Raw genomic sequence first — 25827 nt, 5'->3', positions numbered from 1 at the left:
GGCGGCGGGACACCGCCCTCCAGGAGGAGTCCGTCAGGCAGCGGTGATGATGAGGGCGGCGCTGTGGCCGCCGAATCCGAAGGCGTTGGTGATGGCAGCTTTCGAGGCTGCACATCCCGTCGTCATATTGATGATGTTCAGATGGATCTTCGGGTCGGGATTCTCGTAGTTGAGCGTGCCGGGAAGCTGTCCTGTCCGAAGGGCCTCGATGGCCACAATGGCGCCGAGCGTTCCGGCTCCTCCTAGCAGGTGACCGGTCAGGGACTTGGTCGAGGTGACAGGCACATCATTGCCGACCACCGCAGTGATCGCACCGGCTTCGACCAGGTCACCGATGGGGGTGGACGTGGCGTGCGCGTGGACGAAGTCGATATCCGACCCTGTCAGCCCTGCCATCGCAAGAGCTTTTTGCATGACCCGGTGTTGGATGGCTTGATCCGCGGCCACAATATCCCCTGCATCAGAGGTGACGGCGGCCCCTGCGATCCGCCCCAGGATCTCTGCTCCCCGCGCCCGGGCGAAGTCCTCCCGCTCGAGGACGACGACGCCGGCACCCTCGGCGATCACGAACCCGTTCCGGTCCCGATCAAAAGGCCGCGAAGCACCCGCCGGATCCCCTTCACTCGTGGACAGAGCCCGGAGCTGGGCGAAACCGCTGATCGCCAATTCGTTCACGCAGGCATCCACTCCCCCGGCCACGACGACGTCGACCGCCCCCGACATGATCATCTCGACGCCCTGGGCAATCGCTTCGGCCCCGGAGGCACAGGCACTCACCGGCGTCCGGGCGCCTCCCTGCGCGCCGATATCGATGGACACCCACGCCGACGGACCATTGGCCATGATCTGCGTCAACGTATGCGGAGACACTCGACGCGAGCCTTGGGCATCCAAGGTCCGGACCTGGGACAACACCGTACCCAGACCTCCGTAACCGGACCCGATGACCACGGCGAGCCTGTCCGGCTCGACGGCCGGCTTGCCGGCCTGGTGCCATGCCTCCCTTGATGCGACCAGTGCGAAATGCCCGCACCGATCCATCCGCCGATACTCCCTGGTGGAGAGCGATGCCGCGGGATCGGCAGCAACAAGACCGGCAACCCGTACCGGCAGCTCCTGCGCCCATGGCTGGTCCAGGACCGCGATGCCGGACCGACCCTCGATGAGGCTGTCCCAGGTTCGGGCGACCGTCTCTCCGACAGGAGTCATGGCCCCCATCCCTGTCACCACCACCCCGAGTGCATTCGCGACCATCAATCCGTCCTTCCACTGTTCCGATAAAGGTATCCCGCTCGCCCGCGACACTGCCCGTCAGCGGCTGGGACTCATCCCAGTACCTCACGAATACTTCCGCAATCCCATTGAACAGCCGCCTGAGGAACAGGATGCGTATCGGAGCTGGAGCGGTTCGTGGTGGGCGAATCCGATGAGGCCGTCCTTGGAGCAGTTGACCGAGCACCTGACTGAGCACCCGATGCATTTGTCGCCGCACTCCTTCACCCCGTGGCACGGATTCCTATACTGGGCCCATGATGATGTCGCTGATGTTCGGTGTGGTGGCTTCCAGTGCGCTGATCATCGGAGCAGTGATCGGGGTCCGGTTCGATCTGCCCAAACGGGTGCTGGCGATCCTTCTGTCCTTCGCGGCGGGGTCTCTCATCACCGCGCTGGCGTTCGAGCTGTTCGAGGACGCCTTCGAACAGGGCGGGATCTGGCGGGCAGCGCTTGGCCTGCTCGCGGGCGCCCTGGTCTTCACCGTTCTCAGCGCACTCCTCGACCGGTGGGCCCAGGCCGGTCCCGAACCGGAGGCCGCAGACGACTATCAGGGCAGCGCCAAACTGGACACCGACGCCGCGGCGACTGGGGAGACATCCTCCAAGGCATCGACGCGCGGCGCAGCAGGTCTCGCTCTTCTGGCCGCTGTCACACTCGACGGCGTGCCCGAGAATGTGGCGCTGGGCGTCGCCCTCGGCGGAGGAACCGGCGGACTGGCTCTGCTGGCCGCGATCTTCGTGTCCAACCTCCCCGAAGCTCTCGTAGGAGCATCATCCATGCGCGCCCAGGGCAGGTCGACGGGACGCATCCTCGGACTGTGGGGCGCCTGCGCGGTGTTGCTGGTCCTGGCCGTCGTGATCGGCGCCGGCCCCCTGTCCGGGGCAGACCCGGAAGCCATTTCCCTGCCCCTGGCCTTCGCCGCCGGCGCTGTGATCGCATCTCTGGCCGACACCCTCATGCCCGAAGCCTACGAGCACGGCGGACCCGCAGTTGCCATGAGCACCGCCGCCGGCTTCGTCCTCTCCTTCGTCCTCTCCCTCATCTGACCGCCGGCAGAGATCGCTCGAGATCGACTCCCGCAACGGCGCAGACCATCCCTCTCGGCAATCGGTGCAGCACCACTCCGCGTTCGACGTCGCCGCCCTCCTGGCGAGTGGCTTTGTCCTGACGGCCGGCGTCGTGTCACAGGGGCCCGACCACCCGATCATGTAAAAGATCCTTGACACATCCCCGAGGCAGGCATAGCTTGTGCGTGTCAATAATGTTTTACAAGGGAGTGGCCGTGTCAGCGCAGGAGAAGAACGCGTGGATTCTCGGAATGGTCGCGGTGCTCGGGTACGCGGTCTACCTCCGCCTGCTGCTCGGCAGCGGCTTCGGCGCACTGACGGAGCGCCCTTACGCGCCGATCATGCTCTGGACCATCGTGGGCGGGATCGTCGCCGGCATCGTGATCAACATCCTTGTCGGCATCGTCTCCGGTATGTTCCGACGGGATGCCGGGCGCGTCGACCAGCGGGACCGGCAGATCGCGCGATTCGGTGACCAGGTCGGCCAGTCGTTCGTCATCCTCGGCGCTGTCTCGGCGCTGTTGCTCGCGATGCTCGAGGCGGACTCCTTTTGGATCGCGAACGTCATCTACCTGGGGTTCGTGCTGTCCGCGGTCCTCGGATCGATCACCAAGGTCGTCGGCTACCGGCGGGGGCTGCCGGAATGGTGAAGCCCACCCGCGTCCGCAACAGGATCCGCGCCCTGCGCGCCACGCACGGCGAGATGACCCAGGCCGAGCTCGCAGACCGGATCGGCGTCACCCGCCAGACCGTGATCGCCATCGAGCAGGGCCGCTACTCCCCCACACTCGAGCTCGCGTTCCAGATCGCGCGAGTCTTCGGCGTCGGACTCGACGCCGTCTTCCAGTACCCGGACACCGACGAAGGAGCATCCACATGAGGGCGATCGTGCAGGACGAATACGGAGACGCGGACGTGCTGCGCCTCGAGGAGGTCGAGCGGCCGGAGCCCGGGCGCCACCAGGTCCTCATCCGCGTCCGCGCGGCGGGCGTCGATCCCAGTGTGTGGCACATCATGGCGGGCCGGCCCATCGGGGTGCGACCTGCCTTCGGCGTCCGCAGGCCGCGGCAGCGCACCCGCGGGGCGGATGTCGCGGGCATCGTCGAAGCGGTGGGCCCCGAGGTCACTCGGTTCGCCCCGGGCGACGAGGTCTTCGGCGTCGCATCCGGCAGCTTCGCCGACTTCGCGCTCGCCTCGTCGGAGAAAGGGCTGGCGCCCAAGCCTGCAGGGTTGAGCTTCGCCGAGGCGGCGGTCCTCCCGATCTCCGGCTGCACCGCGCTCCAGGGTCTCCGCAGGGGTGGCGTGGCAGCGGGCACGCGCGTGCTCGTGCTCGGCGCTTCGGGCGGCGTCGGATCATTCGCGGCACAGTTGGCGAAGGCGTCCGGCGCCCACGTCACGGGAGTAGCGAGCACAGGCAAGCTCGACTTCGTCCGCGGCCTCGGCGCTGACGAGGTGCTGGACTACACCCGGCAGGACCCGGTGGACGGCACACGCCGCTTCGACCTCATCCTCGACACCGGCGGCAACCGCCCGCTGCGGAAGCTGCGGCGGGCCCTCGCCCCCGATGGAACGCTCGTCCTCGTCGGCGGGGAGGGCGGCCGTGGACTGCTGGGCGGCTTCGAGCGGGCCATGGTCGGCGCACCGGCCCTGTCGCTCGTCACCCGTCAGAAACTCCGGGGTCTCATGGCCGTCACAAGCCGCGACGATCTCGCCGCCCTCACGGGGTTCGTCGAGGCGGGCCGGCTGCGCGCGCCGCTCGAGCGTACCTTTCCCCTGGAAGAGGCTCCGGACGCCATCCGCTACCTGCACGCCGGGAAGGTCCGCGGCAAGGTCGCCATCACACTCTGACCGCTGGCGCGGATCACCGTGGGGCGCCCCGGTCGCGGGCGGACACTTCCGCGGACCCGAGTGCCCGGCGCTCCGCTCCCCGCGCCGGCGTTTTCCCACACAAGCGCCACCTGCTAAGCTCGATGAGTCCCTAACGGGTACGGGAGTTCCCGTATCTGCCTTCGTAGCTCAGGGGATAGAGCGTCTGCCTCCGGAGCAGAAGGTCGTAGGTTCGAATCCTATCGAGGGCACATCCACCGCCGTCGGCCATCAGGCCGGCGGCGGTTCTGTTTTGGTAGGCTCCACAGGATGCGGGCCTCGGGGTGCGCACGGGCACCGACCGGCGGGGGGATCGTGGGGACAGCAGCCGGACCGCCGCGCGCCTCCGCCGCCCTGACCCTGGTCGTCCTGGTCCTCGTCGTCCTCGCCGCAGCCTTCGTCGGCGACTTCTCCGCCGATCCCGTGATGGACCCGGCGGTCAGCTCCCCCCGACAGCCGGAGTCCCCCGCCCCGACCGTGACGGTCACGGCCTCCTCCCTGCCCGACGGCGAGCGCATCGTCGTCGACGGAGGCACCCTGGCGGCGGTCACGCTTGTCCTCCTCATGCTCGCGCTGGCCCTCCTGACGCGGTTCCTGCTGCGCTTCCGCGGCCGGCACGGACCCGGCGGGGCTCCCCTGGAGCAGGCCGATCTCGACCACGCCGGCACCGTCGCCCTCGCATCGGTGACGCTGCCGGCGTGGGCGGCGACGTCGCATGCCGCGCTGGTGAGCGGCGGCGCCACCTCGGACACGATCATCCGGTGCTGGCTCGACCTCGAGCGCGTGTGCGCGGAGGCGGGCGCCGGCCGCACGCCCTCGCAGACGACGTCGGACTTCGCCTCCGCCCTGGCTGCCACCCTCGATGTCCCTCCCCTGCCGCTGACCACCCTCAACCACCTGTACCAGCGCGCCCGCTTCGGGCAGGCAGGCCGGAGTCGCTCCACCGATCCCCTGGGTCCCGCCGATCGGGACACGGCGGTGGCGAGCGTGGACGAGCTGACGCGGTCCCTGGCCGCACGCGCCCGGCACCCGGGGGTCCGGCCGTGAAGCGGTCCGCATGGGCCGTCACGGTCGTGCTCGTCGGCCTCGCGCTCGTCGCCGTCTGGTTCTTCGGGCTCGACGCCCGCCACGGCGTCGTCCTCGTCGGCGCAGCAGGCGCTGCGGGCATCGCGAACGGTGTCCTCGAGGCCGTCGATGTCCCGCGGATCGTCCTGGCGCGTCCGCCCGAGCCGGAGCGCGGCCTCGCGGACGTCCAGTCGCTCGAGTTCTCCCTCGCGTCGACGGACCCCGGGATGCGCGCGGTCCTCGAGGTTCACGGCCTTGCCCGCTCCGTGGCGGCGGCGCGGCCCGGCACGCCCCGCAGTGAAGGGCTCGATGCCTTCCTCGCTGAGGTCCGGCCGCCCGCGCTGACCCACCGCGAGCTCCGGGAGCTCGGCGCGGAACTGGAGCGCATCGTCCTCGCCCCGCAGACCGACCCGCCGATCCATCGCCTGGAGGCCCCATGACCGAGCCGAGCTCCTCCCCGTCGAGCGCCGCCGCGGACCCCGGCGCGGTCCTGACCGGCCCTGCCGACACACCGGGCGCGGATCGGCTCGATGCCGCTCGCGTGGGCCGCGAGGTCCTCGCCCGCGCGGGGACGGTCGTCGTCGGCGCCGAGGGCGCCCTGCGCCTGGCCCTCGCGGCCGTGCTCGCGGGTGGCCATGTCCTGTTCGAGGACCTGCCCGGCCTCGGGAAGACCCTTGCGGCCAAGACCCTCGCCCAGGCGTTGGGGCTCGACTTCCGGCGCCTGCAGTTCACGCCGGACCTCCTGCCCTCGGACGTGACCGGCTCGTCCATCTTCAACCCGGCCACCCGGGAGTTCGAGTTCAAGCCCGGCCCCATCTTCGCGGGCCTCTTCCTCGCCGACGAGATCAACAGGACGTCCCCGAAGACCCAGTCCGCGCTCCTCGAAGCCATGGCGGAGGCGCAGGTGTCCGCCGAAGGCACCACCCTGCCGCTCCGGCGCCCCTTCCACGTGTTCGCCACCTCCAACCCCATCGAGTTCGAGGGCACCTACCCGCTGCCCGAGGCGCAGCTGGACCGCTTCCTGGTCCGCCTGCGCTTCGGCTACCCCGGCCCCGGCGGCGAGCAGGACATCATCACGCGACGCATCGCGCGGCGGCAGGACGAGACGCGGGTGGCGAGCGTGACCACGGCCGAGGGACTGTTGCGCCTGCAGGCCGCCGTCGAATCCGTGGGCGTGGACGACGACGTCATCGACTACGCGGTCCGGCTCACCGCCGCGACGCGGAACCATCCGGCGGTCGAGGTGGGCGCATCCCCCCGCGGGTCGCAGGGGCTGGTCCTGCTCGGCCGCGCGCTCGCGGTCCTCGACGGCCGCACCTTCGTGCTGCCGGAGGACGTGAAGGAGGGCGCAGCGGCCGTCCTCGCGCACCGGCTGACGCTGACGCCGTCGGCCTGGGCGCAGGGCGTGGCGACGGAGAAGGTGGTGCGGGACGTGCTGGCCGAGGTGCCCACCCCGCCGACCGTGCCCCGTGGCTAGGGCCGCCGCCGTCCGGTCCCCCGTCTGGGCTCTCGCCGTCATCATCACGTTCGTCTGCGTGGTGGCGGGCCTGGTCTCCGGCCGCCCGGACACCGTGGCACTCGCGGCACCGCTCGCCTTCCTCGCGCTCGCCGGGCGCGCGGGGCCGCAACCCGGGAGCGCGTGCGAGGTGCGCATCGCCGCGGACCGGCGGACCGAGACCCGGGGCCCGCGCCTGCGCCTGCTGCTGGCCCCGAGGGACGCCGGCGGCACCCCGGACCCGGGACGCCTGGTCGTCACCACCCTGGCTGCCCCGGGGTACCCTCAGGACGCCGTCGTCCTGCTGGCCGGAGAGGAGTGCCCCCTGCTGGTGGACGCGCCGCCCTCCGGTGAGCAGGACGTCCTCGCCTACGGCGCCGCGAGTTTCGGTGCCGACCTCGCCCGGCCGTCCGCGTTCGTGGCCGCGCCACCGGTGCGCGTGGGCATCCTGCCGCCGATCGGCGCGACGCTCGCACGCCCGGTCTCCCGACGGCTGGTGGGCCTCGCCGGCACGCATCGCTCGGGACGCCCGGGCGACGGCGGCGAGCTGCGGTCCGTCGCTCCCCTGCAACCCGGAGACCAGTTGCGGAGGATCGACTGGCGTGCCACGGCCCGCCGGTCGGCCGACCAGGACCGGCTCATGGTGCGGCGCACCTTCGCGGACGCGGAGGCCTCGGTCGTCCTCGTCGTCGACCAGGCGCACGATCTGCCGTCCTCGACCGCCGACTGGTTCGCTGCGGCTCCTCCACGCCTGGCGGCCGGATCGCTGCACGTGGCACGGACGGCTGCCACGACGGTCGCGGCCTCCTACCTCTCCGTCGGTGACCGCGTGGGCGTCGATGACCTGTCCGGCACGCGGCGCGCCCTGCGCTCGGCAGCCGGAGCACGGCATCTCGAACAGATCCGGGTCCGGCTCGCGGGCACGGCGGTGGTGCCGCGGCGGCGGCGCCGGAGGGATCCCGTGCCGCCGCAGGGCGCCGTCGTCGTCGTGTTCTCCGCCTTCCTGGACGGCGAGCCGGCACGCCTGCTGCGGCTCTGGCACGCGCAGGGGCATGTGGTGGCGGGGGTCGACTGCATGCTGCCGCTCGACCGGACGGAGACGACGGCGGCGCAGGCCGAGGCGGTGCGGCTCACGCTCCTGCGGCGTCGCCTCCTGCTCGAGGACCTGCAGGGCGACGGCATCCCGGTGATCGCCGGGGCGACCGCCGACGCGCAGCCGGCCGCACGGCTCGCTCCACAGCCCGACCGGGCGGGCGGCCTCGGTGCGCCTTTCGGGCCGGACCTCGAGACCGGATTCCGGCTGCTGGCGCGCCGGGCCGGGCGGCGTACGGGCCAGGGGTCCGCCCGGAGGACGCCATGACCCTGCAACGGGGTGCCCGGACTCCGGGTTCGCCGGCCGTGCCCGACCGGCGGGGCCTCGTACCCCTGTGGGTGGTGCGCAGCGCGACCGCCCTCCTTGCCGTTCTCCTCGGCAGCATCGCCTGGAGCGGCTCCCTGTGGATCGTCCTGCCCGTCGTGGTGGCCGTGGGCGCGGCGGTACTCCCGTCGGTCGGCGTGGTGGCCCTGTCCCTGCTGCTGCTCGTCGTCGCCTACGCGGTGAACGTGCCCGCCGGGTCCCCGTGGCTCCTCGTGGTCGTCGCCGGGCTGCACGCCGTCTTCATCCTCTACCTCCTGCTCCTGCACCTGCCCCTGCGGGGATGGGTCAGCGTCGCGGCGCTCCGTCGGCTCGCCGTGTCCTTCCTCCGGATCCAGGCCGTGGCGCAGCCGGTGGCCGTCCTCGCCCTCCTGCTGGGCGATGCCGGATCCAGCCTGCCCGCGGTGCTGGCCGGTGTGGCGGCCCTGATCGCGTGGGCGGGATGGCTCATCCGGCGCCCGGGCCCCTGACACGCACCACAGCGGACCATCCGGGGAAGAGACCTGAATCAGGACAGCTCCCGTCCGCTTTCCGCCGTACCGTTGACCCATGATCGAGACCTCGGCGCGCCTGCTGCAGCTCCTCTCGCTCCTCCAGCTCCGGCGCGAGTGGACCGGACCCGCCCTCGCGCAGCGCATGGCGGTCACGGAGCGGACGGTCCGGCGGGACATCGGGAAGCTCCGCACGCTCGGCTACCCGATCAACGCCTCCCCCGGGGTAGCCGGCGGATACCAGCTCGGCGCCGGGGCCCAGCTGCCGCCCCTCCTGCTCGACGACGACGAGGCGCTCGCCGTCGCGATCGGCCTGACCGCGGTGACGGCCAGCCCGGTCTCCGGCGTGGGGGAAGCCTCGGTGCGCGCGCTCACCAAACTCGAACAGGTCCTGCCGCCCCGGCTGAGGCCCCGGTTCGCGGGACTGCGCTCGGCGGTGACGCGCATGGCCGCGGTGAGCACCCCGGTGGACCCGGAGATCCTGACCGCCCTCTCCGCGGCGATCACCGAGCGTCGCAGCGTCGCGTTCCGCTACGACCGGCACGACGGCGAGTCCTCCCGGCGCGTCGTCGAACCGTACCGGCTCGTGGACACCGGCCGGCGGTGGTACCTGGTGGCCTTCGACCGCACCCGGGAGGACTGGCGGACGTTCCGCGTGGACCGGTGCCGGAGCGTGCCGGTGGCACGGGACCGCTTCGTGCCGCGCCCGCTGCCCGCGCCCGACCTCGCGGTCTACGTGCAGGAGTCCATCACGCGCTCGCCCTTCTCCTACGATGCCGTGATCCGGTTCCACGCGCCGCTCGAGGAGCTGGCAGCGCACGTCCCGCCCAGCACGGGCACCCTCGAGGCCGACGGCGACCACCACACGCTCCTGAGGGCGGGCTTCGACTCCCTCGACTTCCCGCTGGCCTACCTGGCGAGCTGGGACATCGACTTCGAGGTCCTCGAACCGGCCGCGATGCGTGACCGCGCCGCCGTCGTCGCCGACCGGCTCCGCCGCGCAGGCGAGGCCACAGGGACGGCGGCGCCGGGCATGCTGCACGACGGCGGAGGGCCGGAGTCCGGCCCTCGGTGAACATCCCGCCTGCGGCCCGGTGCGAGGAACTAGACTGGCAGGCAACTATGCCACTGACTATTTCCTACCCCGCGGATCTTCCCGTCTCGGAACGCCGGGCCGACATCATGGCCGCCATCGCGGCCAACCAGGTCACCATCATCGCCGGCGAGACCGGGTCCGGGAAGACGACGCAGATCCCCAAGATGTGCCTCGAGCTCGGCCTGGCGGAGCACGGGCTGATCGGTCATACCCAGCCCCGGCGCCTCGCGGCCCGCACCGTCGCCGAGCGCATCGCCGAGGAGCTGCAGGTGCCGCTCGGCGAGGAGGTGGGCTACCAGGTCCGTTTCACCGGGTCGGTGGGCCGCCGGACGAAGATCAAGCTGATGACGGACGGCATCCTCCTCGCCGAGATCCAGCACGACAGGATGCTGCGCAAGTACAGCACGATCATCATCGACGAGGCCCACGAGCGCAGCCTCAACATCGACTTCATCCTCGGCTACCTCAAGCGGATCCTGCCCGAGCGCCCGGACCTGAAGGTCATCATCACCTCGGCGACCATCGACCCCGAGCGCTTCGCCGCACACTTCGCCGCCGATGCCGCCGTCGCGGACACCTCCCCCGCACCCATCATCGAGGTCTCGGGCCGCACGTACCCGGTCGAGATCCGCTACCGGCCCCTGGACCAGCCGCCGGGCGGGCTCGACGACGGCGAGGGCGGCGCGGACAGCGAGCTCGAGGAGGAACGCGATCCGCTCGACGCCGTCTGCGACGCGGTGGACGAGCTGTCCCTCGAAGCCCCCGGCGACGTCCTCGTGTTCTTCTCCGGCGAGCGCGAGATCCGCGACGCCGCCGACGCCCTCCGCGCACGCATCCAGTCCACCACCCGCCTGCGCGGCACGGAGGTCCTCCCCCTCTTCGCGAGGCTCTCCCTCGAGGAGCAGCACCGCGTCTTCCGCCCCACCGGCAGCCACCGCCGCATCATCCTCGCGACGAACGTCGCGGAGACCTCCCTCACCGTGCCCGGCATCAAGTACGTCGTCGACACCGGCACCGCACGCATCTCGCGCTACTCGCACCGCACCAAGGTGCAGCGGCTGCCGATCGAGCGTGTCTCCCAGGCCTCCGCGAACCAGCGGTCGGGCCGCAGCGGCCGGGTGTCCGACGGCATCGCCATCCGCCTCTACTCGGAGGAGGACTACGCGTCGCGGCGGCCGTTCACCGAGCCGGAGATCCTGCGGACCAGCCTCGCCGCGGTCATCCTGCAGATGGCGGCCATGGGCGTGACCCGCAGCCCCAAGGACATCGCGGAATTCCCGTTCGTCGAGCCCCCCGAGACCAAGGCGATCAACGACGGCGTCGCCCTGCTCCGTGAGCTCGGTGCGCTGAAGGACGACGGCGGCCTGTCCCCGGTGGGCCGCAAGCTCGCCCAGCTCCCCGTGGATCCCCGCCTCGGGCGCATGATCGTCGAGGCCGGGACGCGTGGCTCCGTCAAGGAGGTCATGGTGCTCGCCGCGGCGCTGACCATCCAGGACCCGCGGGAGCGGCCGTCGGCGGACCAGCCGGCCAGGCAGCAGCAGGCCGCGGAGAAGCACAAGCGTTTCGTGGACGAGAACTCGGACTTCACCGCCTACCTCAACCTGTGGCGGTACCTGCAGGAGAAGCAGGACGAACTCTCGTCCACGCAGTTCCGCAAACTGTGCCGCACCGAATTCATCAACTACCTGCGCGTGCGCGAGTGGCAGGACCTGTTCCAGCAGCTGCGCCAGCTCGCGAAGCCGCTCGGCATCACCCTGCCCGCTGGCCCCGTGGACCCCGTGGGACTCCATGAGCAGATCCACATCAGCCTGCTCGCGGGTCTGCTCGGCAACATCGGCCTCTACGACCAGCGCAAGCGGGAGTACTCCGGCGCACGCGGGACCCGCTTCGCCGTGTTCCCCGGGTCCGCGCTGTTCAAGAAGTCACCGGACTGGGTCATGGCCGCCGAACTCGTGGAGACCTCCCGGCTCTGGGCACGCGTCGTGGCGCGCATCGACCCCCTGTGGGCCGAGCAGGTGGCGCCGCACCTGGTGAAGCGCACGTACAGCGAACCGCACTGGTCCCGGAAGATGGGCTCGGTCATGGCGTACGAGAAGGTGACGCTCTACGGCGTGCCGATCGTGCCCCAACGCCGCATCAACTACGGGCGGATCGATCGGGAGGTGGCCCGCGAGCTGTTCATCCGGCACGCCCTCGTCGAAGGCGACTGGAAGACCCACCACACCTTCTTCAGTCGCAATCAGGCCCGCCTCGCCGAGGTGGAGGAACTCGAGAACCGGCTCCGACGGCGGGACCTGCGGGTCGACGACGAGACCCTGTTCGAGTTCTACGACCAGCGGATCGGCCCGGACGTCGTCTCCGAGCGGCACTTCGACTCCTGGTGGAAGCAGGCACGCCACGAGCAGCCCGACCTGCTCGACTTCGACCCGGAGCAGCTCCTCAGCGAGGACGCGGCGGAGCTCGACGAGACGGCCTTCCCCAGTACCTGGCACCAGGCGGGCTTCGAGCTGCCCCTGGCCTACGAGTTCTCACCCCTCACCCCGGGCGCGCACGACGGCGTGACCGTGACCATCCCCGTCCTGTTCCTGAACCAGCTGGACCCGAAGCCGTTCCGCTGGCAGATCCCCGGCCAGCGCGTGGAACTCGTCACCTCGCTCATCAAGTCGCTGCCGAAGCAGGTGCGGAAGAACTTCGTGCCCGCGCCGGACGTCGCCCGGAGCGCCGTCGCCGCCCTCGCGGCCGACTTCGATCCCGCGCAGGACGACCTCGAGGCGTCCCTCGAGCTCGCCCTGCGCCGCCTGCGGGGCCATGTCATCCCGCCCGGGTCGTGGACCTGGTCCGCGGTGCCGCCGCACCTGCTCATGATGTTCCGGATCGTCGACGCCGGCGGTCGCGTGCTCGACGAGTCCCGCGACCTGGAGGCGCTCAAGGAGGCCCTGGCACCGGCGGTCAGCCGCGCGATCGCGGAATCCCTCGGAGCGACGCCCGGGAGCACCCGCCCGGCGGGCGGTCCGCGCCGCGGGGGCCGCGGGAAGGCGTCCGCCGGTCCCGCCGGCCGGAACGGCACGCGGACCGAGCCGGCAGGCCGCGGCTCCGGGCGGACGCACGCAGCGGACACCGCGGCGGGCGGGCAGGCCGAGCAGGGCGCCGCCCTGCCCCACGGAGCGGTGGCCGTGGCGGAGGCGCCCGCGGTCGCCGAGCGGACGGGCGAGAGCACCTGGGTCTTCGGGGACATCGAGCGCGAGGTGTCCCGCACGGTCGCCGGGCACCGTGTCACGGGGTTCCCCGCCGTCGTCGACGAGGGAACCTCGGTGGGCCTGCGGGTGTTCCCGACCGCCGGCGAGCAGTCGACGGCGATGCGGGCCGGGATCATCCGGCTCCTGTCCCTGCGCATCCCGAGCCCGGCGAAGTACGTCCTGGAGCACCTCAGCAACACCGAGAAGCTCACCTTCAGCCAGAACCCGCACGGCAGTGTCGCCGAGCTCATCCGGGACTGCTCGCTCGCGGCGATCGACAAGCTCGTCCCGGAGCAGCTGCCCTGGACCGAGGAGGCGTTCAACCGGCTGTACGAGGAGGTCCGCGCGGAGCTCATCGACACGGTCTTCATCGTGACCGCGACAGTGGAGAAGGTGCTCGCCAGCAACCGGCGCATCCAGAAGCAGCTCAAGGGGACCACGAGCCTGGCACTGATCACGGCCCTGAACGACGTCCGGAGCCAGCTCGAGCACCTCGTGCGACCCGGCTTCGTCGCGGCCACGGGCTACGCCCAGCTGGCGCACCTCCCGCGCTATCTGCGGGCCGTCGAGGTGCGGCTCGAGAAGCTGCCGACCAACGTGCAGCGCGACGGCCTCGGGACGGCGGTCGTCCAGCGGCTCGAGGACGAGTACGACGACGCCGTCGCGTCCCTCGCTGCAGGACGGCACCGGCCGGCGTCCCTGGCCCGGGTCCGCTGGATGATCGAGGAACTGCGGGTGAGCCTGTTCGCGCAGGACCTCGGCACCGCCTACTCGGTGTCCGAGAAGCGTGTCAGGACGGCCCTCAACGAGGCCCTCGCCGAGACGCGCTGACCGCGACCCGCAGGGCGCCGTCCGGTGACGGAGCACCGGACGGCATCCGGTCGCCCCTGGCCCGGGCGGTGAGGTTCCGTGCCCTCTCGGCGACCGACGTCCGCGGATCGCCGGCCAGGCGCTCGAGCTGGGGGTCCAGCCACGCACGCAGGGCGGGATCGCCGGCGGACCAGGCGGACAGCGTCTCCATGGTGTTGATCAGCACGATCCAGTCGTGCTGCTGCTCCAGGTTGCGCTGGAGGATCACCGTGGCGCGGCGGCGCTGGTCCGGTGTCAGGTCCGGGGTGAGCCGCAGGAGCAGCTTCGCGAGCGTCCACTGTGCGGAGGGCTGGTCCAGCATGCCGACGTCGTCGATGAGCCGGTCCGCGAACGGGACCAGCCACTCGTGCCGCGCGGCCTCGAGGCGTTTGAGGGCGCTCGAGGTGCGCAGCCGCACCACCGGGTCGGTGCTGCCGTAGCACCCGAACAACTCCTCCAGCCGCGATCGGTCCGCCACCACGAGTTCCACGACCTCGACCGTGCGCCCCATCGAGTTGGGATGCCCGCCGGTCAACATGCTCTCGATAGCTTCCATGCACCGGCAACCTACCAGCGGGGAGCGGTTCGCGGTAGCGGCCGGCGGCCCGTTCAGGCGGGGACGGAGGCGGAGTGTCCGGCGTCGCGCAGCGCGCTCCGCAATGCCTCGGCACTGCGGTCCATCGCGGCGGGGTCCGGCGCGTGGTCCACGCGCCGGACGTCGAAATCCTCCGGTGACTGCGTCGGCCAGACATGCACGTGCAGGTGGGGCACCTCGTAGCCTTCGAGCAGGACCCCCACGCGCTTCGCGCCGAAGGCCGTCTCCTGCGCCCTGCCGATGGTCTGGGCGACGGCCATCACCCGGGTGAGGGTCTCCGGATCGGCCTCGAGCCAGTGCGCGATCTCCCGCCGCGGGACCACGAGTGTGTGCCCGGGGGTGATCGGGGCGATGGTGAGGAACGCGACGACGTCGTCGTCCTGCCACACGAAGCGTCCGGGGATCTCGCCGTCGATGATTCTGGTGAAGAGCGTGGCCATCGGTGGTCCTCCTGGGATTGCTGCCGGCGGGACGCCGCGGCGCCCCCGGCCGGCGGGCAGCGGGATGCCGCCACGCAGGGGCGGCGGCGCGGGTCGTCCTGGGGTCATGCCCCGACGCTACCGCGCCACCGTGCGGCGGGGCCACCACGGGCCCCGCCGCACGGTTCGTCCCGCACCCCGGGCGGCGTCAGGCACCCGTTGCGACGGGCAGTCCCTCGGTCGTCGACCACTGGGACCACGAGCCCGGGAACAGCGCCGCGTCGAAGCCGGCGATGTCCAGCGCGGCGATGGCATGCGCCGCGGTGATACCCGACCCGCAGTAGACGGCGGTGCGCCCGCGGCCGGCACCCAGGGCGCCGAAGCGGCGGCGGAGCTCCTCCGCGGACCGGAAGCGGCCGTCGTCGCCGAGGTTGTCGGCCGTCGGGGCGCTGACGGCTCCGGGGATATGCCCGGCCTGCGGATCGATCGGCTCGTGCTCCCCGCGGAAGCGTTCACCGGCGCGGGCGTCGAGGATCACGTCGCCGTGCGCGGGGTGGAGCAGGTCGGGGATGGAGACGACCGGCATGTGGCCCGAGGTGAGGCGGACGCTGCCCACGCAGTGCCGCTCCTCCCCGCCCTCGACGTCGCCCCCTGCCGCGCGCCAGGCCCCCAGGCTGCCGTCGAGGAGGCTGACCGACGCGAAGCCGGCGTCGCGCAGGAGCCACCAGAGGCGGGCCGCCGCAAGGTTCCCGGAGTCGTCGTAGACCACCACGGTGTCGCCGTCGTTGAGTCCCCATCGGCGGGCCGCCTCCTGGAGGGCCGCCGCGTCGGGAAGCGGGTGGCGCCCGAGCCCGGGACCGCCCGGGGCACACAGCTCCGTCTCCATGTCCACGTACACGGCGCCGGGTATGTGGGCTTCGCGGTAGTGTCCGTGGCCGTGGGGGTCACCCAGGGCCCAGCGCACATCCAGCAGGATGGTCTGCGCACCGGAGGTCATCCGGTCCCGCAGCTCCTGCACATCCATCAGAGTCTTCATCGAGATCTCCTGTCGGAACGTGTGACCGGACCGCGGGCTCACCGCGGCCGGTCCTGATGCAGGCCAGTCCACCACACCGGCATGCGCCCACCAAGGAACCCGCCCGGCGACCGGGGAGGGCGGGCCCGGGTCAGACGTCCGCGCCCTCGCGGACCGCGAGGTGCCGGAAGGACGTGCCGTACCGGGCTCCCAGGCGCGTGAGGTGGCCTTCGACGATGCCGAGCCCGGCCTCGTTGAGGAGGGCGTCGTGGATCTGGAACGCGCGGGGCGCCCGGACCGACGCCACGAAGTCCACGACCTCGGCGAGCTTCGACCACGGCGCGTGCACCGGGACCAGCAGGGTCCCGACGGCGATCCCGTGCGGCACGATCAGCGAGTCGCCCGGATGGTAGACGGATTCCTCGACGAGGAAGCCCACGTTGGCGATCACGGGGATCAGGGGGTGGATCAGGGCGTGCTGTCCGCCGAAGGTCCTGACCCGGAACCCGCCGGCCGTGAACTCCTCGCCGCCGGCCACGGGATGCACGCGCTCCTCCGCCGCAGCACCCAGACCCTCGACGACGGCGTCGACCACGGCCGGCGGCGCCCACAGTCCCATCGAGGGGTCAGCCGCGAGCACGGCGACCACGCGGTCGACGGCGACGTGGTCGGGGTGCTCATGTGTGATGAGGACGGCGGCGGCACCCTCGAGCGCCTCCTCGACCTCGGAGAAGGACCCTGGATCGACCACGAGCACGGAGCCGTCCTGCTCGAGCCTCACGCACGAATGGGTGTACTTGGTCAGCCGCATCGCCTCAGACTACCGCCGCCCGCGCTGATAATCTTGACTCTGATCCCGGGCACCCGAGCCCGCAGGAAGGGTAGGACATGACGCCTGAGGCGACCTCCGAGGCAGGACCGCGGACGGGGACGGCCGCGCCGTCAGCGCGACCCACACCGCCCGCACCGCCCACCCGCAGGGGATCCGAGCAGCGCGTCACGCGGCAGCGGCGTGCGGTGAGCGCCGCCCTCGACGCCCTCGACGACTTCGTGAGCACGCAGGAGCTCCACCGCGTGCTCCACGAGCGCGGCGAATCGGTCTCGCTCGCCACCGCCTACCGCATCCTCCAGTCCATGGCCGACGACGGCCTCGTGGACGTGCTGAGGAACGGCGACAACGAGGCGGTCTACCGGCGTTGCGCCGTGGAGCACCACCACCACCACCTCCTCTGCCGGAACTGCGGACGCGCCGTGGAGATCGAGGCGCCCGCCGTCGAGCAGTGGGCCGCCCGGATCGCGGCGGAGCACGGCTTCTCGGACGCCGCCCACACCGTCGAGATCCAGGGCCTGTGCCCGGAATGCACAGCGGCGAGGGACCGGCCCTGAGCCGTCCTCCCACGGTGCACAGCATCTCCCCTGCCCGCGCCACCGCAGTCCTGGCGCTGATCATGTCGGTGCGGGCGACTAGGCTGGTCCCGTGATGTCCCCCGACAGTTCCGTCCCCGCCGGGCCGGCCCCGGCCGGTGCCGGACGCGGTCGTGCCGCCTCGGCCGGCGACGCGGATCCCGTCCTCGATCTCGTGGACGCCGTGCGTCGCTACCGGGATGCCGAGAGTTCCATGCGGGGCCAGAGCAGGGAATCCATGCACCTCGGCAGGACCGACATGACAGCGCTGCGCTTGATGCTGCGTGCGCGCCAGGCGGGGCACCCGCTCAGTGCCGCTGCCCTCTCCCGTGAGCTCGGGATCTCCTCGGCCGCCACCACGGTGCTGGTCGACCGCCTCGAACAGAGCGGCCACGCCGAACGGCGCCGGAGCAGCACGGACGGGCGTGCGATCGAGGTGTGGCCGACGGCGACGACCGAGCAGGAGGTGCGGTCGACCATGGGCACCATGCACGAGCGGATGATGCAGATCGCCTCCGCACTCCCGCCCGGGGACTGCAGCACCATCCACCGCTTCCTCGACGCCCTCGGGCAGGCGATGACGGAGCTGGACTTCCCCGCGACCGGGACCGCTGGCCCGCCTGCCTGATCCGGGATCCCGCGAGGATCCGCAACCGACCATGTATCTAGGGAGATTGACTACTAGATGGTCTAGGATAAGGCCATGGATCCTTCGGACGCACGGCCGGGAGCGGGCTACTGGTACCCCCCGTCCGGCGGGGGTGCCACCCACCAGCCGGCGACCGGCGTCGACGTCCTCAATGCCCTTCGCGCCTACCGGACCGTGGAGAGCGGCCTTCGCCGGGAGCTCAGCCAGCGACTCGGCATCAACGAGACCGATCTCGGAGCGTTGCGCTACCTCCTCGGCGTCTGGCAGGAGGACGAGGGGGCCAGCCCCAAGGAGCTCGCGCTGGCCCTCGGGATCTCGAGTGCATCGACCACCCTCGTCATCGACCGGCTCGAGAAGGCCGGCTTCATCCGGCGTCGCCGCCACCCGGTCGACCGCCGCGCGGTGATCCTGGAACCCGGCGACAGGGCCACCGAGGAGTTCCGGTCCGCCTTCGACATCGAGAAGCGTGGTGTCCTCGCCGCCGCGAACGGCCTCACGGGCGAGGAGACCGAGACGGTCACCCGCTTCCTGCGGAGCATGGAACGAGCGATCGCGGACGCCGTCCAGCAGCCGGGTCACACCTCCGGCTCCTAGGCCTTCCCGCTTCCCGGGATCGTCCGTGCCGGGGCGTCCGCGCTCAGGCCGGGACGCCGGCGGCCATCCGCCGCGATCCGGTCGCATCCCCGGGCAGGCGCGATCTCCGCACCGAGCGGCGGGACCCGATCAGGCGGCACAGGAGGTAGATGGCGAACGAGATCGTCGTGACGTACGGGCTGATCGGGATGCGGCCGCCCAGCGCGAGCAGGATCCCTCCCACCACGGAGGTGCACGCGAACACCACGCTGAGCAGGACCACGACGCCGGGCGCGGACGAGACCTTCAGGGCAGCGGCGGCCGGCGTGATCAGCAGCGCGAGGACCAGCAGGGCACCGACCACCTGGATGGACAGGGCCACGGAGATCCCCAGCAGGACCATGAACAGGATCGAGAGGCCCCGGACCGGCACGCCGCGGGCCTCCGCGAGATCGGGATCCGCGCTCGCGAACGTGAGCGGGCGCCAGATCGCGGCCAGGGCGAGCATGACGACGACAGCGCACCCCACGAGCAGGTTCAGCTGCACGTCGTCGACCGAGACGATCTGCCCGGTCAGGAGGCCGAACTTGTTGGCGGCACGCCCCTCGTAGAGGGCGAGGAACAGGATGCCCAGGCCGAGGCCGAAGGGCATCACGACGCCGATGATCGAGTTCCGGTCACGGGCGCGGATTCCCATGAGTCCGAGGACGAGCGCGGCGAGGACGGAGCCGACGAGGGAACCGGCAACCACATTGGCCCCGACGAGCAGCGCGAACGCGGCCCCGGCGAAGGACAGTTCGGCGATGCCGTGCACCGCGAAGGCGAGGTCCCGCATCATGACGAAGATCCCGATCAGCCCGCCGAGGAGTCCGAGCACCGCCCCGGCGATGAGCGAGTTCCGGACCAGCGGCAGCAACTGGGCGTAGTTGTCGAACGTGAAGATGGCGTCGAAGACGTCCTGGAAGTCCATGGCCTAGGCGCTCTCGTGATGGTGGGTCGTGGCGTCCGGCAGACCGACGACGACGATCCTCCCGTTGCTGTGCAGTACCTCGACAGGGCTGTCGTAGAGGTCGGAGAGCACTTCGCTCGTCATGACCTCGGCGGGGCTGCCCACACGGAACTTCCCGTCCGCGAGGTACAGCACGCGGTCCACGTAGTCGATCACGGGGTTGATCTCGTGGGTCACGAACACCACGGCGCTGTTCTTCTCATGGCACTGCCTGTTGATGAGCGAGCTCACCGCCTGCTGATGGTGCAGGTCCAGCGACAGCAGGGGCTCGTCGCACAGGAGGACGGCCGGGTCCGTGGCGAGGGCCTGCGCGGCCCGCAGGCGCTGCTGCTCGCCTCCCGAGAGGAGGCCGACGGGCGCATCCGCATAGGAGTCGGCGCCGACGTCGTGCAGGAGCCGGTCCACCTGCTCGCGGTACCCGCGGCCCCTCAGGCGCAGTCCCCAGCGGTGGCCGTCCACTCCGAGGCCCACGAGGTCGCGGGCCCTCAGCGGCGTCTCGGCGGGAAAGGATTTCTGCTGCGGGATGTATCCGAGCGCCCGGCTGCCACGCGTGATCGGGCCGCCGTGGACGGTCGCCGTGCCGGAGTCGAGCGGCTGCAGACCCAGCAGGACCTTCAGGAAGCTCGTCTTGCCCGAGCCGTTGGGGCCCAGGACCGCGAAGAACTCACCGGGCATGATGTCGAGGTCCAGCCCCTCCCACAGGGTGCGGTCACCGAAGGACAGCGCCGCGTCCCGCAGGCTGATCGCCGGCCGGGCGTCCGTCCCGTCGGAGGAGGAGGACGCCGACCGGGGCACTGTCGAGGTCATGCGGAGCGGCTTCCAGTCTGTCGTGGTTCAGGAGTGGTTCCGGGTGGTGCAGGAGCGTGGTGCGGGTTCTTCAGGAGCCGAGGGCGGCTTCGATGCTGTCGGTGTTGCCCGCCATCCAGGACACGTAGTCCTCGCCGTCGGGCAGGGTCTCGGTGAACTCGACGACGGGCAGGCCCGCCTGGTCGGCGACGGAGCGGACGGCTTCCGTCTGTGCTCCCTCGGTCTGGCCATTGTAGGCAAGGAAGGCGAGGCTGCCACCCGAGACGAGGGCCTTCATCTCCTCGAGCGCCGCCACGGGGACGTCGGACTCCTCCTCGATCGCCTCGATGAAGTCCTCCGGTGTGACGTCCTCGAGCCCGGCCGCCTCCAGAAGGTACGCGGGGACGGGCTCCGTCACCGCGACCTGCGCGCGGTCGCTCCCGCGTGCCGACGCCAGTGCGGCCAGCCGGTCCTGGAGGGGCTGCAGATCCTCGATGAAGGCGTCGGCACGCTCGCGGTAGGCATCGGCGTTCGGCTCGTCGAGTCGGGCCAGCTCGTCCGCGATGGCGTCGGCGAGCGTCGCCATGGCGGGCAGGTCGTACCAGAGGTGCTCGTTGAAGGACCCGTGGCCGTGCTCCTCCTCGCCTGCATGCTCCTCGCCTGCATGCTCCCCTGCGCTGCCGGGCTCCTGGAGGCCGGACAACTCGACGGCGTTGAGCACCGTCTCGACGCCGGTCTCGTCCGCGAGGCGCCCGAGGAAGGTGTCATACCCTCCGCCGTTCTCGATGACGAGGTCCGCCTCCGAGACGGACAGCTTGTCCTGCACGGTCGGCTCGTACGAATGCGGGTCCTGGCTCAGGCTGTTCACCACCGAGGTGACCTCGACGTCGTCGCCGCCGACGGCCGCGGCGATACCGCCGTACACGTTGGTGGCGGTGACGACCGTGATCGCGCCCCCGCCGGCGTCCGCCTGCCCGTTCGCGGCATCGGACCCGCCGTCTCCGCAGGCGGCAAGACCGAGGGCCGAGACTGCCACCAGGGCAGGAAGAGCGAGACGGCGGGGAACTGGCATCGGGGAACCTCGATCAGACTAATGAGAATTGTTCAGGTTAGTGCTTCGAGCATAACCCAGACGCGAACCATTCGCATTTCACCGGACCGGTCAGGAGGTGACCGGCGCGTCGGGACCGCCGATGCCCTCCCCCGACCTCCGCGCGCCCTGGTTCTGCGTGGCGTCGCGGATCTCGCCGATGAGCTGTTCGATCACGTCCTCGAGGAAGAGCACGCCGCGCGTCGAGCCATCGGGCCCGAGGACGCGCGCCAGGTGCGACCCTGTCCGCTGCATCACGGTCAGGGCGTCCTCGATCTCGTCGTGCAGCGACAGGTTGGCCAGCGTGCGGACCTTGTTCTCCGTGATGGGCCTGCGGTACATGGCCTGCGGCATCGACATGATGTCCTTGAGGTGCATGTAGCCGGTGAGGTTGCCGTGTTCGTCCACCATGACGAACCGGGAGAACCCGGTCCGTCCGACCGCGCGCTCGAAGTCCTCCGGCGTCGCATCGGTGCGGACGGTGACGAGCCCACTGAGCGGCACCATCGTCGTCTCGGCCGTCTGCCCGGAGAACTCCAGCGCACCGGTGATGAGACCCGACTCGTCGTCCACGAGTCCACTCTTCGTGGACTCCTCGACGATCGACTGCACCTCCTCCAGCGTGTAGGTCGAGGACACCTCGTCCTTCGGCTCCACCCTGAGGGCGCGGAGGATATGGTTCGCGGCCCAGTTCAGCGAGGAGATCACCGGGTTGACCACCCGCGCGATCATCACGAGCGGCGGGGCCAGGAGGAGGGCAGCCTTGTCCGCGACCGAGACCGAGATGTTCTTCGGCACCATCTCGCCGAAGGTCACGTGCAGGAAGGTCACCAGGACCAGGGCGATCCCGAAGGCCAGCCCTCCGGCGAGGCCCTCGGGGATGCCGACGGCTTCCAGCGGCACCACGAGCAAATGGTGGATCGCGGGCTCCGCGACCTGCAGGATCAGGAGCGAGCAGACCGTGATGCCCAGCTGCGCGCAGGCGAGCATGAGGGAGACGTGCTCCATGGCCCAGATCGTGGTCTTCGCCCGCTTCGACCCCGTGTCCGCCAGGGGCTCGATCTGGCTGCGGCGCGCCGACATGATGGCGAATTCGGCGCCGACGAAGAACGCGTTGCCGGCCAGGAGGACGACGAGCCAGACGATTCCCGCCCAGTCGCTCATCGGTGGTCCTTCCGGTAGGCCGTGCTGCCGGCGAAGACGGGCCCGGTGGTCGATTCGGCACCCGAGGACCCCTGGGGCACGGGCTGGTGCTCGGGCACGACGGCGCTCTCGTCGTCGTGCTCAGGGGTGGGCGCGGGACGGAACTGGACGCGGTCGATGCGCCGTCCGTCCATGCGCTCCACGGTCAGCGTGCCCGCGGGGACCTCGACCGCGTCCCCGGGCGCTGCGACCCGGCCGAGCTCGGCCATAATGAACCCGGCCACGGTCTCGTAGCCTGCCTCGTCCGGCACCACGAGCCCGGGGATCTGCAGGGTGACCTCGTCGGGACGCATGAGACCGGGGAAGAACCAGTCCCCTGCAGCGCTCTGCAGGACGCCCAGTTTCAGTTTGTCGTGCTCGTCCGCGACCTCGCCCACGATCTCCTCGACCAGGTCCTCGAGCGTGGCGACACCGGCGGTGCCGCCGTACTCGTCGAGCACCACGGCCAGTTGGAGGTTCGCCTCGCGCAGTTCACTGAGGAGCGAATCGAGGTGCACCGTCTCGGGGACACGCAGGACGTCGGTCATGATGGTGCCGGCGGGCAGGTCCGCGCGCTTGTGGCGCGGTACCGCGACGGCCTTCTTGACGTGGACCACGCCGCGGATGTCGTCCGCGGAGTCGCCGATCAGCGGGAAGCGCGAGTAGCCGGTGCGGCGCGCGGCCTCGACGACGTCGGCCACGGACTGGTCCGAGTCGATCACCTCCATGCGGATGCGCGGGGTCATGACGTCGGCCGCCGTCCGCTCGGAGAAGCTGAAGGTGCGCGCCAGGAAGTTCGCGGTGCCCTGGTCCAGCGTGCCCATCTCGGCGGATCGACGCACGAGCGAGGAGAGCTCCGACGGCGTCCGCGCGCCGGAGATCTCCTCCTTCGCCTCGAGTCCGAAGATGTTGAGGATGCGGTTGGAGAACCCGTTCAGCACGAGGATGGCGGGCTTGAAGACGGCAGTGAACATCAGTTGCGGGCGGGCCAGGGCACGGCCCACCCGGAAGGGCAGCGCGATGGAGAGGTTCTTGGGGACCAGCTCGCCGATGAGCATCGACAGCAGGGTCGCCAGGACCATCGCGATGATGAGCGAGGCGGACCCGACGACGGCCTCCGAGAGGCCGAGCGCGGAGAGCGGCGTCTCGAGGAGCTTGCCGACGGAGGGTTCCATGACGTAGCCGGTCAGCAGCGTGGTCAGCGTGATGCCCAGCTGGCAGCTGGAGAGCTGGGTCGAGAGCGACTTGAGGCAGCGCAGCAGGGGTGCGGCCTTCGTGTCCCCCTCGTCCACGGCGCGCTGGACGTACGTCTGGTCGAGGGCCACGAGGGCGAACTCGACGGCCACGAAGAAACCCGTACCCAGCACGAGCAGGAGGCCGGCAGCCAGGTAGATCCACTCCACCGCTACTTCCCCTCCCCGATCAGGTCCGGGCGGGAGAGCAGCGGTCCGCGTTTAAGGGGGTCCGCGGTGTCCGACGGGGCAGGCAGCGCACCCTGGTCGGAATCGGCGTCCACGGCTCGTCCGGGGTCCCCGGGCAGCGGGTGGGCAAGGGAGGAGGGTGCGCCGGCGTCGAGCCGGCCCCTGGGAGGACTGTCCATAAGACTCCCAGTTTACGTGCCGGGCCCCCGTCCGGCGGACGCAATCCGCGCGGCACCCCCGGCTTCTTCGCTCACAGCGCAACGGGGGTCCGGGCGCCGCGGCATCGGCGCCCGGACCCGCCCCTACCAGCTCTGCGGGAGCGGGCGCCCCTCCTCGTAGCCGGCGGCGGACTGCACGCCGACCACCGCGCGGTCACGGAACTCGGCCAGCGTGGCCGCCCCGGCGTAGGTCATCGAACTGCGGACGCCGGCGGTGATCATGTCCAGGAGGTCCTCGACGCCCGGCCGTGCCGGGTCGAGGTACATCTTCGAGGTGGAGATCCCCTCCTCGAACAGTCCCTTGCGGGCTCGCGCGAAGACGTCGTCGCTCCGGGTCCGGTTCTGCACGGCCCGGGCGGAGGCCATCCCGAAGCTCTCCTTGTACCGGCGCCCGCTGCTGTCGGTCTGCAGGTCGCCCGGGCTCTCGTAGGTCCCGGCGAACCAGGAGCCGATCATCACCTGGCTCGCGCCTGCGGCGAGGGCGAGGGCGACGTCACGCGGGTACCGCACGCCGCCGTCGGCCCACACATGGGCGCCGAGCTCGGCGGCCGCCTGGGCACACTCGTGGACGGCGGAGAATTGCGGGCGGCCGACCGCCGTCATCATGCGCGTGGTGCACATGGCACCCGGACCCACGCCCACCTTGACGATCGAGGCCCCGGCGGCGACGAGGTCGCGCACTCCCTCGGCGCTGACGACGTTCCCGGCGACGATCGGCACCGTCGGGTCCAGGCCGCGCACGACGGCGAGCGCGTCGAGCATCTTCCGCTGGTGGCCGTGGGCGGTGTCGACGACCAGGACGTCGACACCGGCGTCGAGCAGTGCTGCCGCCTTCGCCCCGACATCACCGTTGATGCCGACGGCGGCCGCCACGCTCAGCCTGCCCGCGGCGTCGAGCGCGGGCTCGTAGATGGTGGAGCGCAGCGCCCCGGTCCGGGTGATGACGCCCTGGAGCACGCCGTCGCGCACCACCGGCGCCAGGGAGACGCGGGACCCGTCGAGGTCCTCGAAGGCCTTCTGCAGCGCGACCGCCGGATCGGCGTCGAACATCGACGCCTCGAAGGCGGCGGGCGCCGGGCGCATCACCGACTCCAGCGAGGCGAAGCGGTCCACCCCCTCGCAGTCGTCCGCGTCGACCACGCCGACGCAGGCACCGGCGTCGTCCGTGACGAGGACCGCCCCGTGCGCGCGCTTGTGCATGAGGTGCAACGCATCCACCACGGTGTTGCCGGGCTGCAGCTGCAGCGGTGTCTCGAAGACGGGATGGCGTTCCTTGACCCACGAGGTGACCTCGGAGATGACCTCCACGGGGACGTCCTGCGGCAGGACGCCGATGCCGCCGCGCCGCGCGATGGTCTCGACCATGCGCCGCCCGGTCACCGCCGTCATGTTGGCGACGACGAGCGGGATCGTGGTGCCCGTGCCGTCGTCCGAGGACAGATCGACGTCGAAGCGGGAGATGACCTCGGACGTGGAGGGCACGAGGAACACATCGGAGTAGGTGAGGTCGGTGGTGGGCGGATTGATGAAGCGCATGGTTCTCCTTGATAGACAGCCGCAAAGAGTCTAGTGCGTCCCGGCCCTGCTGATTGGATTGTTCGTTCCTCCTGTC

At 71.1% G+C, this 25827-nt stretch carries 26 protein-coding genes and 1 tRNA gene; 15 read left to right on the top strand and 12 right to left on the bottom strand.

Going from position 1 to position 25827, the window contains the following annotated elements; all coding sequences use genetic code 11:
• Positions 1–33: 33 nt before the first annotated feature.
• Positions 34–1254 (bottom strand): beta-ketoacyl-[acyl-carrier-protein] synthase family protein, encoded by a 1221-nt coding sequence (locus tag AC4D2E_RS03795; RefSeq protein ID WP_490951698.1) that lies wholly within the window; start codon positions 1252–1254, stop codon positions 34–36.
• Positions 1255–1529: 275 nt separating this feature from the next.
• On the opposite strand from AC4D2E_RS03795, the gene AC4D2E_RS03790 reads away from it, so the two are divergent.
• The 12 genes from AC4D2E_RS03790 (at position 1530) to hrpA (ending at position 13836) form a co-directional block, all read left to right on the top strand.
• The gene (locus AC4D2E_RS03790) at positions 1530–2321 is read left to right on the top strand and encodes a ZIP family metal transporter (RefSeq protein WP_104165743.1); all 792 of its coding nucleotides are present in this window, start codon (positions 1530–1532) and stop codon (positions 2319–2321) included.
• Between the two features lie 236 nt (positions 2322–2557).
• A complete protein-coding gene (locus AC4D2E_RS03785) occupies positions 2558–2992 on the top strand; it encodes a hypothetical protein (protein WP_104165745.1) in 435 nt (144 codons plus the stop codon).
• A complete protein-coding gene (locus tag AC4D2E_RS03780; protein WP_104165747.1) occupies positions 2986–3222 on the top strand; it encodes a helix-turn-helix transcriptional regulator in 237 nt (78 codons plus the stop codon). The genes AC4D2E_RS03785 and AC4D2E_RS03780 overlap by 7 nt, the downstream gene beginning before the upstream one ends.
• Positions 3219–4190, top strand: coding sequence for an NAD(P)-dependent alcohol dehydrogenase (locus AC4D2E_RS03775; protein WP_104165748.1), 972 nt, complete (start codon positions 3219–3221; stop codon positions 4188–4190). The genes AC4D2E_RS03780 and AC4D2E_RS03775 overlap by 4 nt, the downstream gene beginning before the upstream one ends.
• A 157-nt stretch (positions 4191–4347) precedes the next feature.
• Positions 4348–4420, top strand: a tRNA-Arg gene (locus AC4D2E_RS03770).
• A gap of 58 nt (positions 4421–4478) precedes the next feature.
• The gene (locus tag AC4D2E_RS03765; RefSeq protein WP_490951697.1) at positions 4479–5255 is read left to right on the top strand and encodes a DUF4129 domain-containing protein; all 777 of its coding nucleotides are present in this window, start codon (positions 4479–4481) and stop codon (positions 5253–5255) included.
• Positions 5252–5713: a hypothetical protein gene (locus tag AC4D2E_RS03760; protein ID WP_490951696.1), complete on the top strand. Its 462-nt coding sequence runs from the start codon at positions 5252–5254 to the stop codon at positions 5711–5713. The genes AC4D2E_RS03765 and AC4D2E_RS03760 overlap by 4 nt, the downstream gene beginning before the upstream one ends.
• Entirely contained in the window at positions 5710–6750 is a 1041-nt protein-coding gene (locus tag AC4D2E_RS03755; RefSeq protein WP_490951695.1) for an AAA family ATPase, read from the top strand. Before AC4D2E_RS03760 ends, AC4D2E_RS03755 begins: the two co-directional genes overlap by 4 nt.
• Positions 6743–8128 (top strand): DUF58 domain-containing protein, encoded by a 1386-nt coding sequence (locus AC4D2E_RS03750; protein WP_490951694.1) that lies wholly within the window; start codon positions 6743–6745, stop codon positions 8126–8128. Before AC4D2E_RS03755 ends, AC4D2E_RS03750 begins: the two co-directional genes overlap by 8 nt.
• Positions 8125–8652, top strand: a complete 528-nt coding sequence (locus tag AC4D2E_RS03745; protein ID WP_490951693.1) for a hypothetical protein — start codon at positions 8125–8127, stop codon at positions 8650–8652. The genes AC4D2E_RS03750 and AC4D2E_RS03745 overlap by 4 nt, the downstream gene beginning before the upstream one ends.
• 79 nt (positions 8653–8731) lie before the next feature.
• Positions 8732–9748, top strand: a complete 1017-nt coding sequence (locus AC4D2E_RS03740) for a helix-turn-helix transcriptional regulator (protein ID WP_490951692.1) — start codon at positions 8732–8734, stop codon at positions 9746–9748.
• A 47-nt stretch (positions 9749–9795) separates the two neighbouring features.
• Positions 9796–13836 (top strand): ATP-dependent RNA helicase HrpA, encoded by a 4041-nt coding sequence (hrpA, locus tag AC4D2E_RS03735; RefSeq protein ID WP_490951691.1) that lies wholly within the window; start codon positions 9796–9798, stop codon positions 13834–13836.
• Here hrpA and AC4D2E_RS03730 read toward each other — a convergent pair.
• The 4 genes from AC4D2E_RS03730 to AC4D2E_RS03715 form a co-directional block, all read right to left on the bottom strand.
• Entirely contained in the window at positions 13808–14410 is a 603-nt protein-coding gene (locus AC4D2E_RS03730) for a hypothetical protein (protein WP_146067388.1), read from the bottom strand. The genes hrpA and AC4D2E_RS03730 overlap by 29 nt on opposite strands.
• Before the next feature lie 53 nt (positions 14411–14463).
• On the bottom strand, positions 14464–14889 hold the full coding sequence (locus AC4D2E_RS03725) for an HIT family protein (protein WP_104165766.1): 426 nt from the start codon (positions 14887–14889) through the stop codon (positions 14464–14466).
• Positions 14890–15076: 187 nt separating this feature from the next.
• Positions 15077–15904, bottom strand: coding sequence for a sulfurtransferase (locus tag AC4D2E_RS03720; protein ID WP_490951690.1), 828 nt, complete (start codon positions 15902–15904; stop codon positions 15077–15079).
• A gap of 130 nt (positions 15905–16034) precedes the next feature.
• Positions 16035–16694, bottom strand: a complete 660-nt coding sequence (locus AC4D2E_RS03715; protein ID WP_490909678.1) for an MBL fold metallo-hydrolase — start codon at positions 16692–16694, stop codon at positions 16035–16037.
• Positions 16695–16771: 77 nt separating this feature from the next.
• Between AC4D2E_RS03715 and AC4D2E_RS03710 the strand changes: the two genes are divergently transcribed.
• The 3 genes from AC4D2E_RS03710 (at position 16772) to AC4D2E_RS03700 (ending at position 18530) form a co-directional block, all read left to right on the top strand.
• Positions 16772–17269 (top strand): Fur family transcriptional regulator, encoded by a 498-nt coding sequence (locus AC4D2E_RS03710; protein ID WP_104165772.1) that lies wholly within the window; start codon positions 16772–16774, stop codon positions 17267–17269.
• Positions 17270–17363: 94 nt separating this feature from the next.
• On the top strand, positions 17364–17915 hold the full coding sequence (locus tag AC4D2E_RS03705; RefSeq protein WP_490952315.1) for a MarR family winged helix-turn-helix transcriptional regulator: 552 nt from the start codon (positions 17364–17366) through the stop codon (positions 17913–17915).
• Between the two features lie 75 nt (positions 17916–17990).
• Positions 17991–18530 carry a MarR family winged helix-turn-helix transcriptional regulator gene (locus AC4D2E_RS03700; RefSeq protein WP_490951689.1) on the top strand — a complete coding sequence of 180 codons (540 nt, stop codon included), beginning with the start codon at positions 17991–17993 and terminating at the stop codon, positions 18528–18530.
• 43 nt (positions 18531–18573) lie between these two features.
• On the opposite strand, the gene AC4D2E_RS03695 is transcribed toward AC4D2E_RS03700, so the two are convergent.
• The 7 genes from AC4D2E_RS03695 to guaB1 all read right to left on the bottom strand — a co-directional run bounded on the left by AC4D2E_RS03695 (position 18574) and on the right by guaB1 (position 25751).
• Positions 18574–19479 (bottom strand): metal ABC transporter permease, encoded by a 906-nt coding sequence (locus tag AC4D2E_RS03695; RefSeq protein ID WP_490951688.1) that lies wholly within the window; start codon positions 19477–19479, stop codon positions 18574–18576.
• Positions 19480–19482: 3 nt separating this feature from the next.
• Entirely contained in the window at positions 19483–20262 is a 780-nt protein-coding gene (locus tag AC4D2E_RS03690; protein ID WP_490952314.1) for a metal ABC transporter ATP-binding protein, read from the bottom strand.
• A 133-nt stretch (positions 20263–20395) separates the two neighbouring features.
• The gene (locus AC4D2E_RS03685; protein ID WP_490951687.1) at positions 20396–21376 is read right to left on the bottom strand and encodes a metal ABC transporter solute-binding protein, Zn/Mn family; all 981 of its coding nucleotides are present in this window, start codon (positions 21374–21376) and stop codon (positions 20396–20398) included.
• 90 nt (positions 21377–21466) lie between these two features.
• Positions 21467–22558: a hemolysin family protein gene (locus AC4D2E_RS03680; protein ID WP_104165782.1), complete on the bottom strand. Its 1092-nt coding sequence runs from the start codon at positions 22556–22558 to the stop codon at positions 21467–21469.
• Positions 22555–23979 carry a hemolysin family protein gene (locus AC4D2E_RS03675; RefSeq protein WP_104165784.1) on the bottom strand — a complete coding sequence of 475 codons (1425 nt, stop codon included), beginning with the start codon at positions 23977–23979 and terminating at the stop codon, positions 22555–22557. The genes AC4D2E_RS03680 and AC4D2E_RS03675 overlap by 4 nt, the downstream gene beginning before the upstream one ends.
• 2 nt (positions 23980–23981) lie before the next feature.
• A complete protein-coding gene (locus AC4D2E_RS03670; RefSeq protein ID WP_490909683.1) occupies positions 23982–24176 on the bottom strand; it encodes a hypothetical protein in 195 nt (64 codons plus the stop codon).
• A 123-nt stretch (positions 24177–24299) separates the two neighbouring features.
• Complete coding sequence (gene guaB1, locus AC4D2E_RS03665; RefSeq protein WP_490909684.1) at positions 24300–25751, bottom strand: GMP reductase; 1452 nt, start codon at positions 25749–25751, stop codon at positions 24300–24302.
• Between the last annotated feature and the right edge of the window lie 76 nt (positions 25752–25827).

The sequence above is a fragment of the Arthrobacter sp. TJ-265 genome (assembly GCF_058269135.1).
Note: the sequence above shows the minus strand (reverse complement) of the source record. Positions and strands in the feature narration are given on the sequence as shown.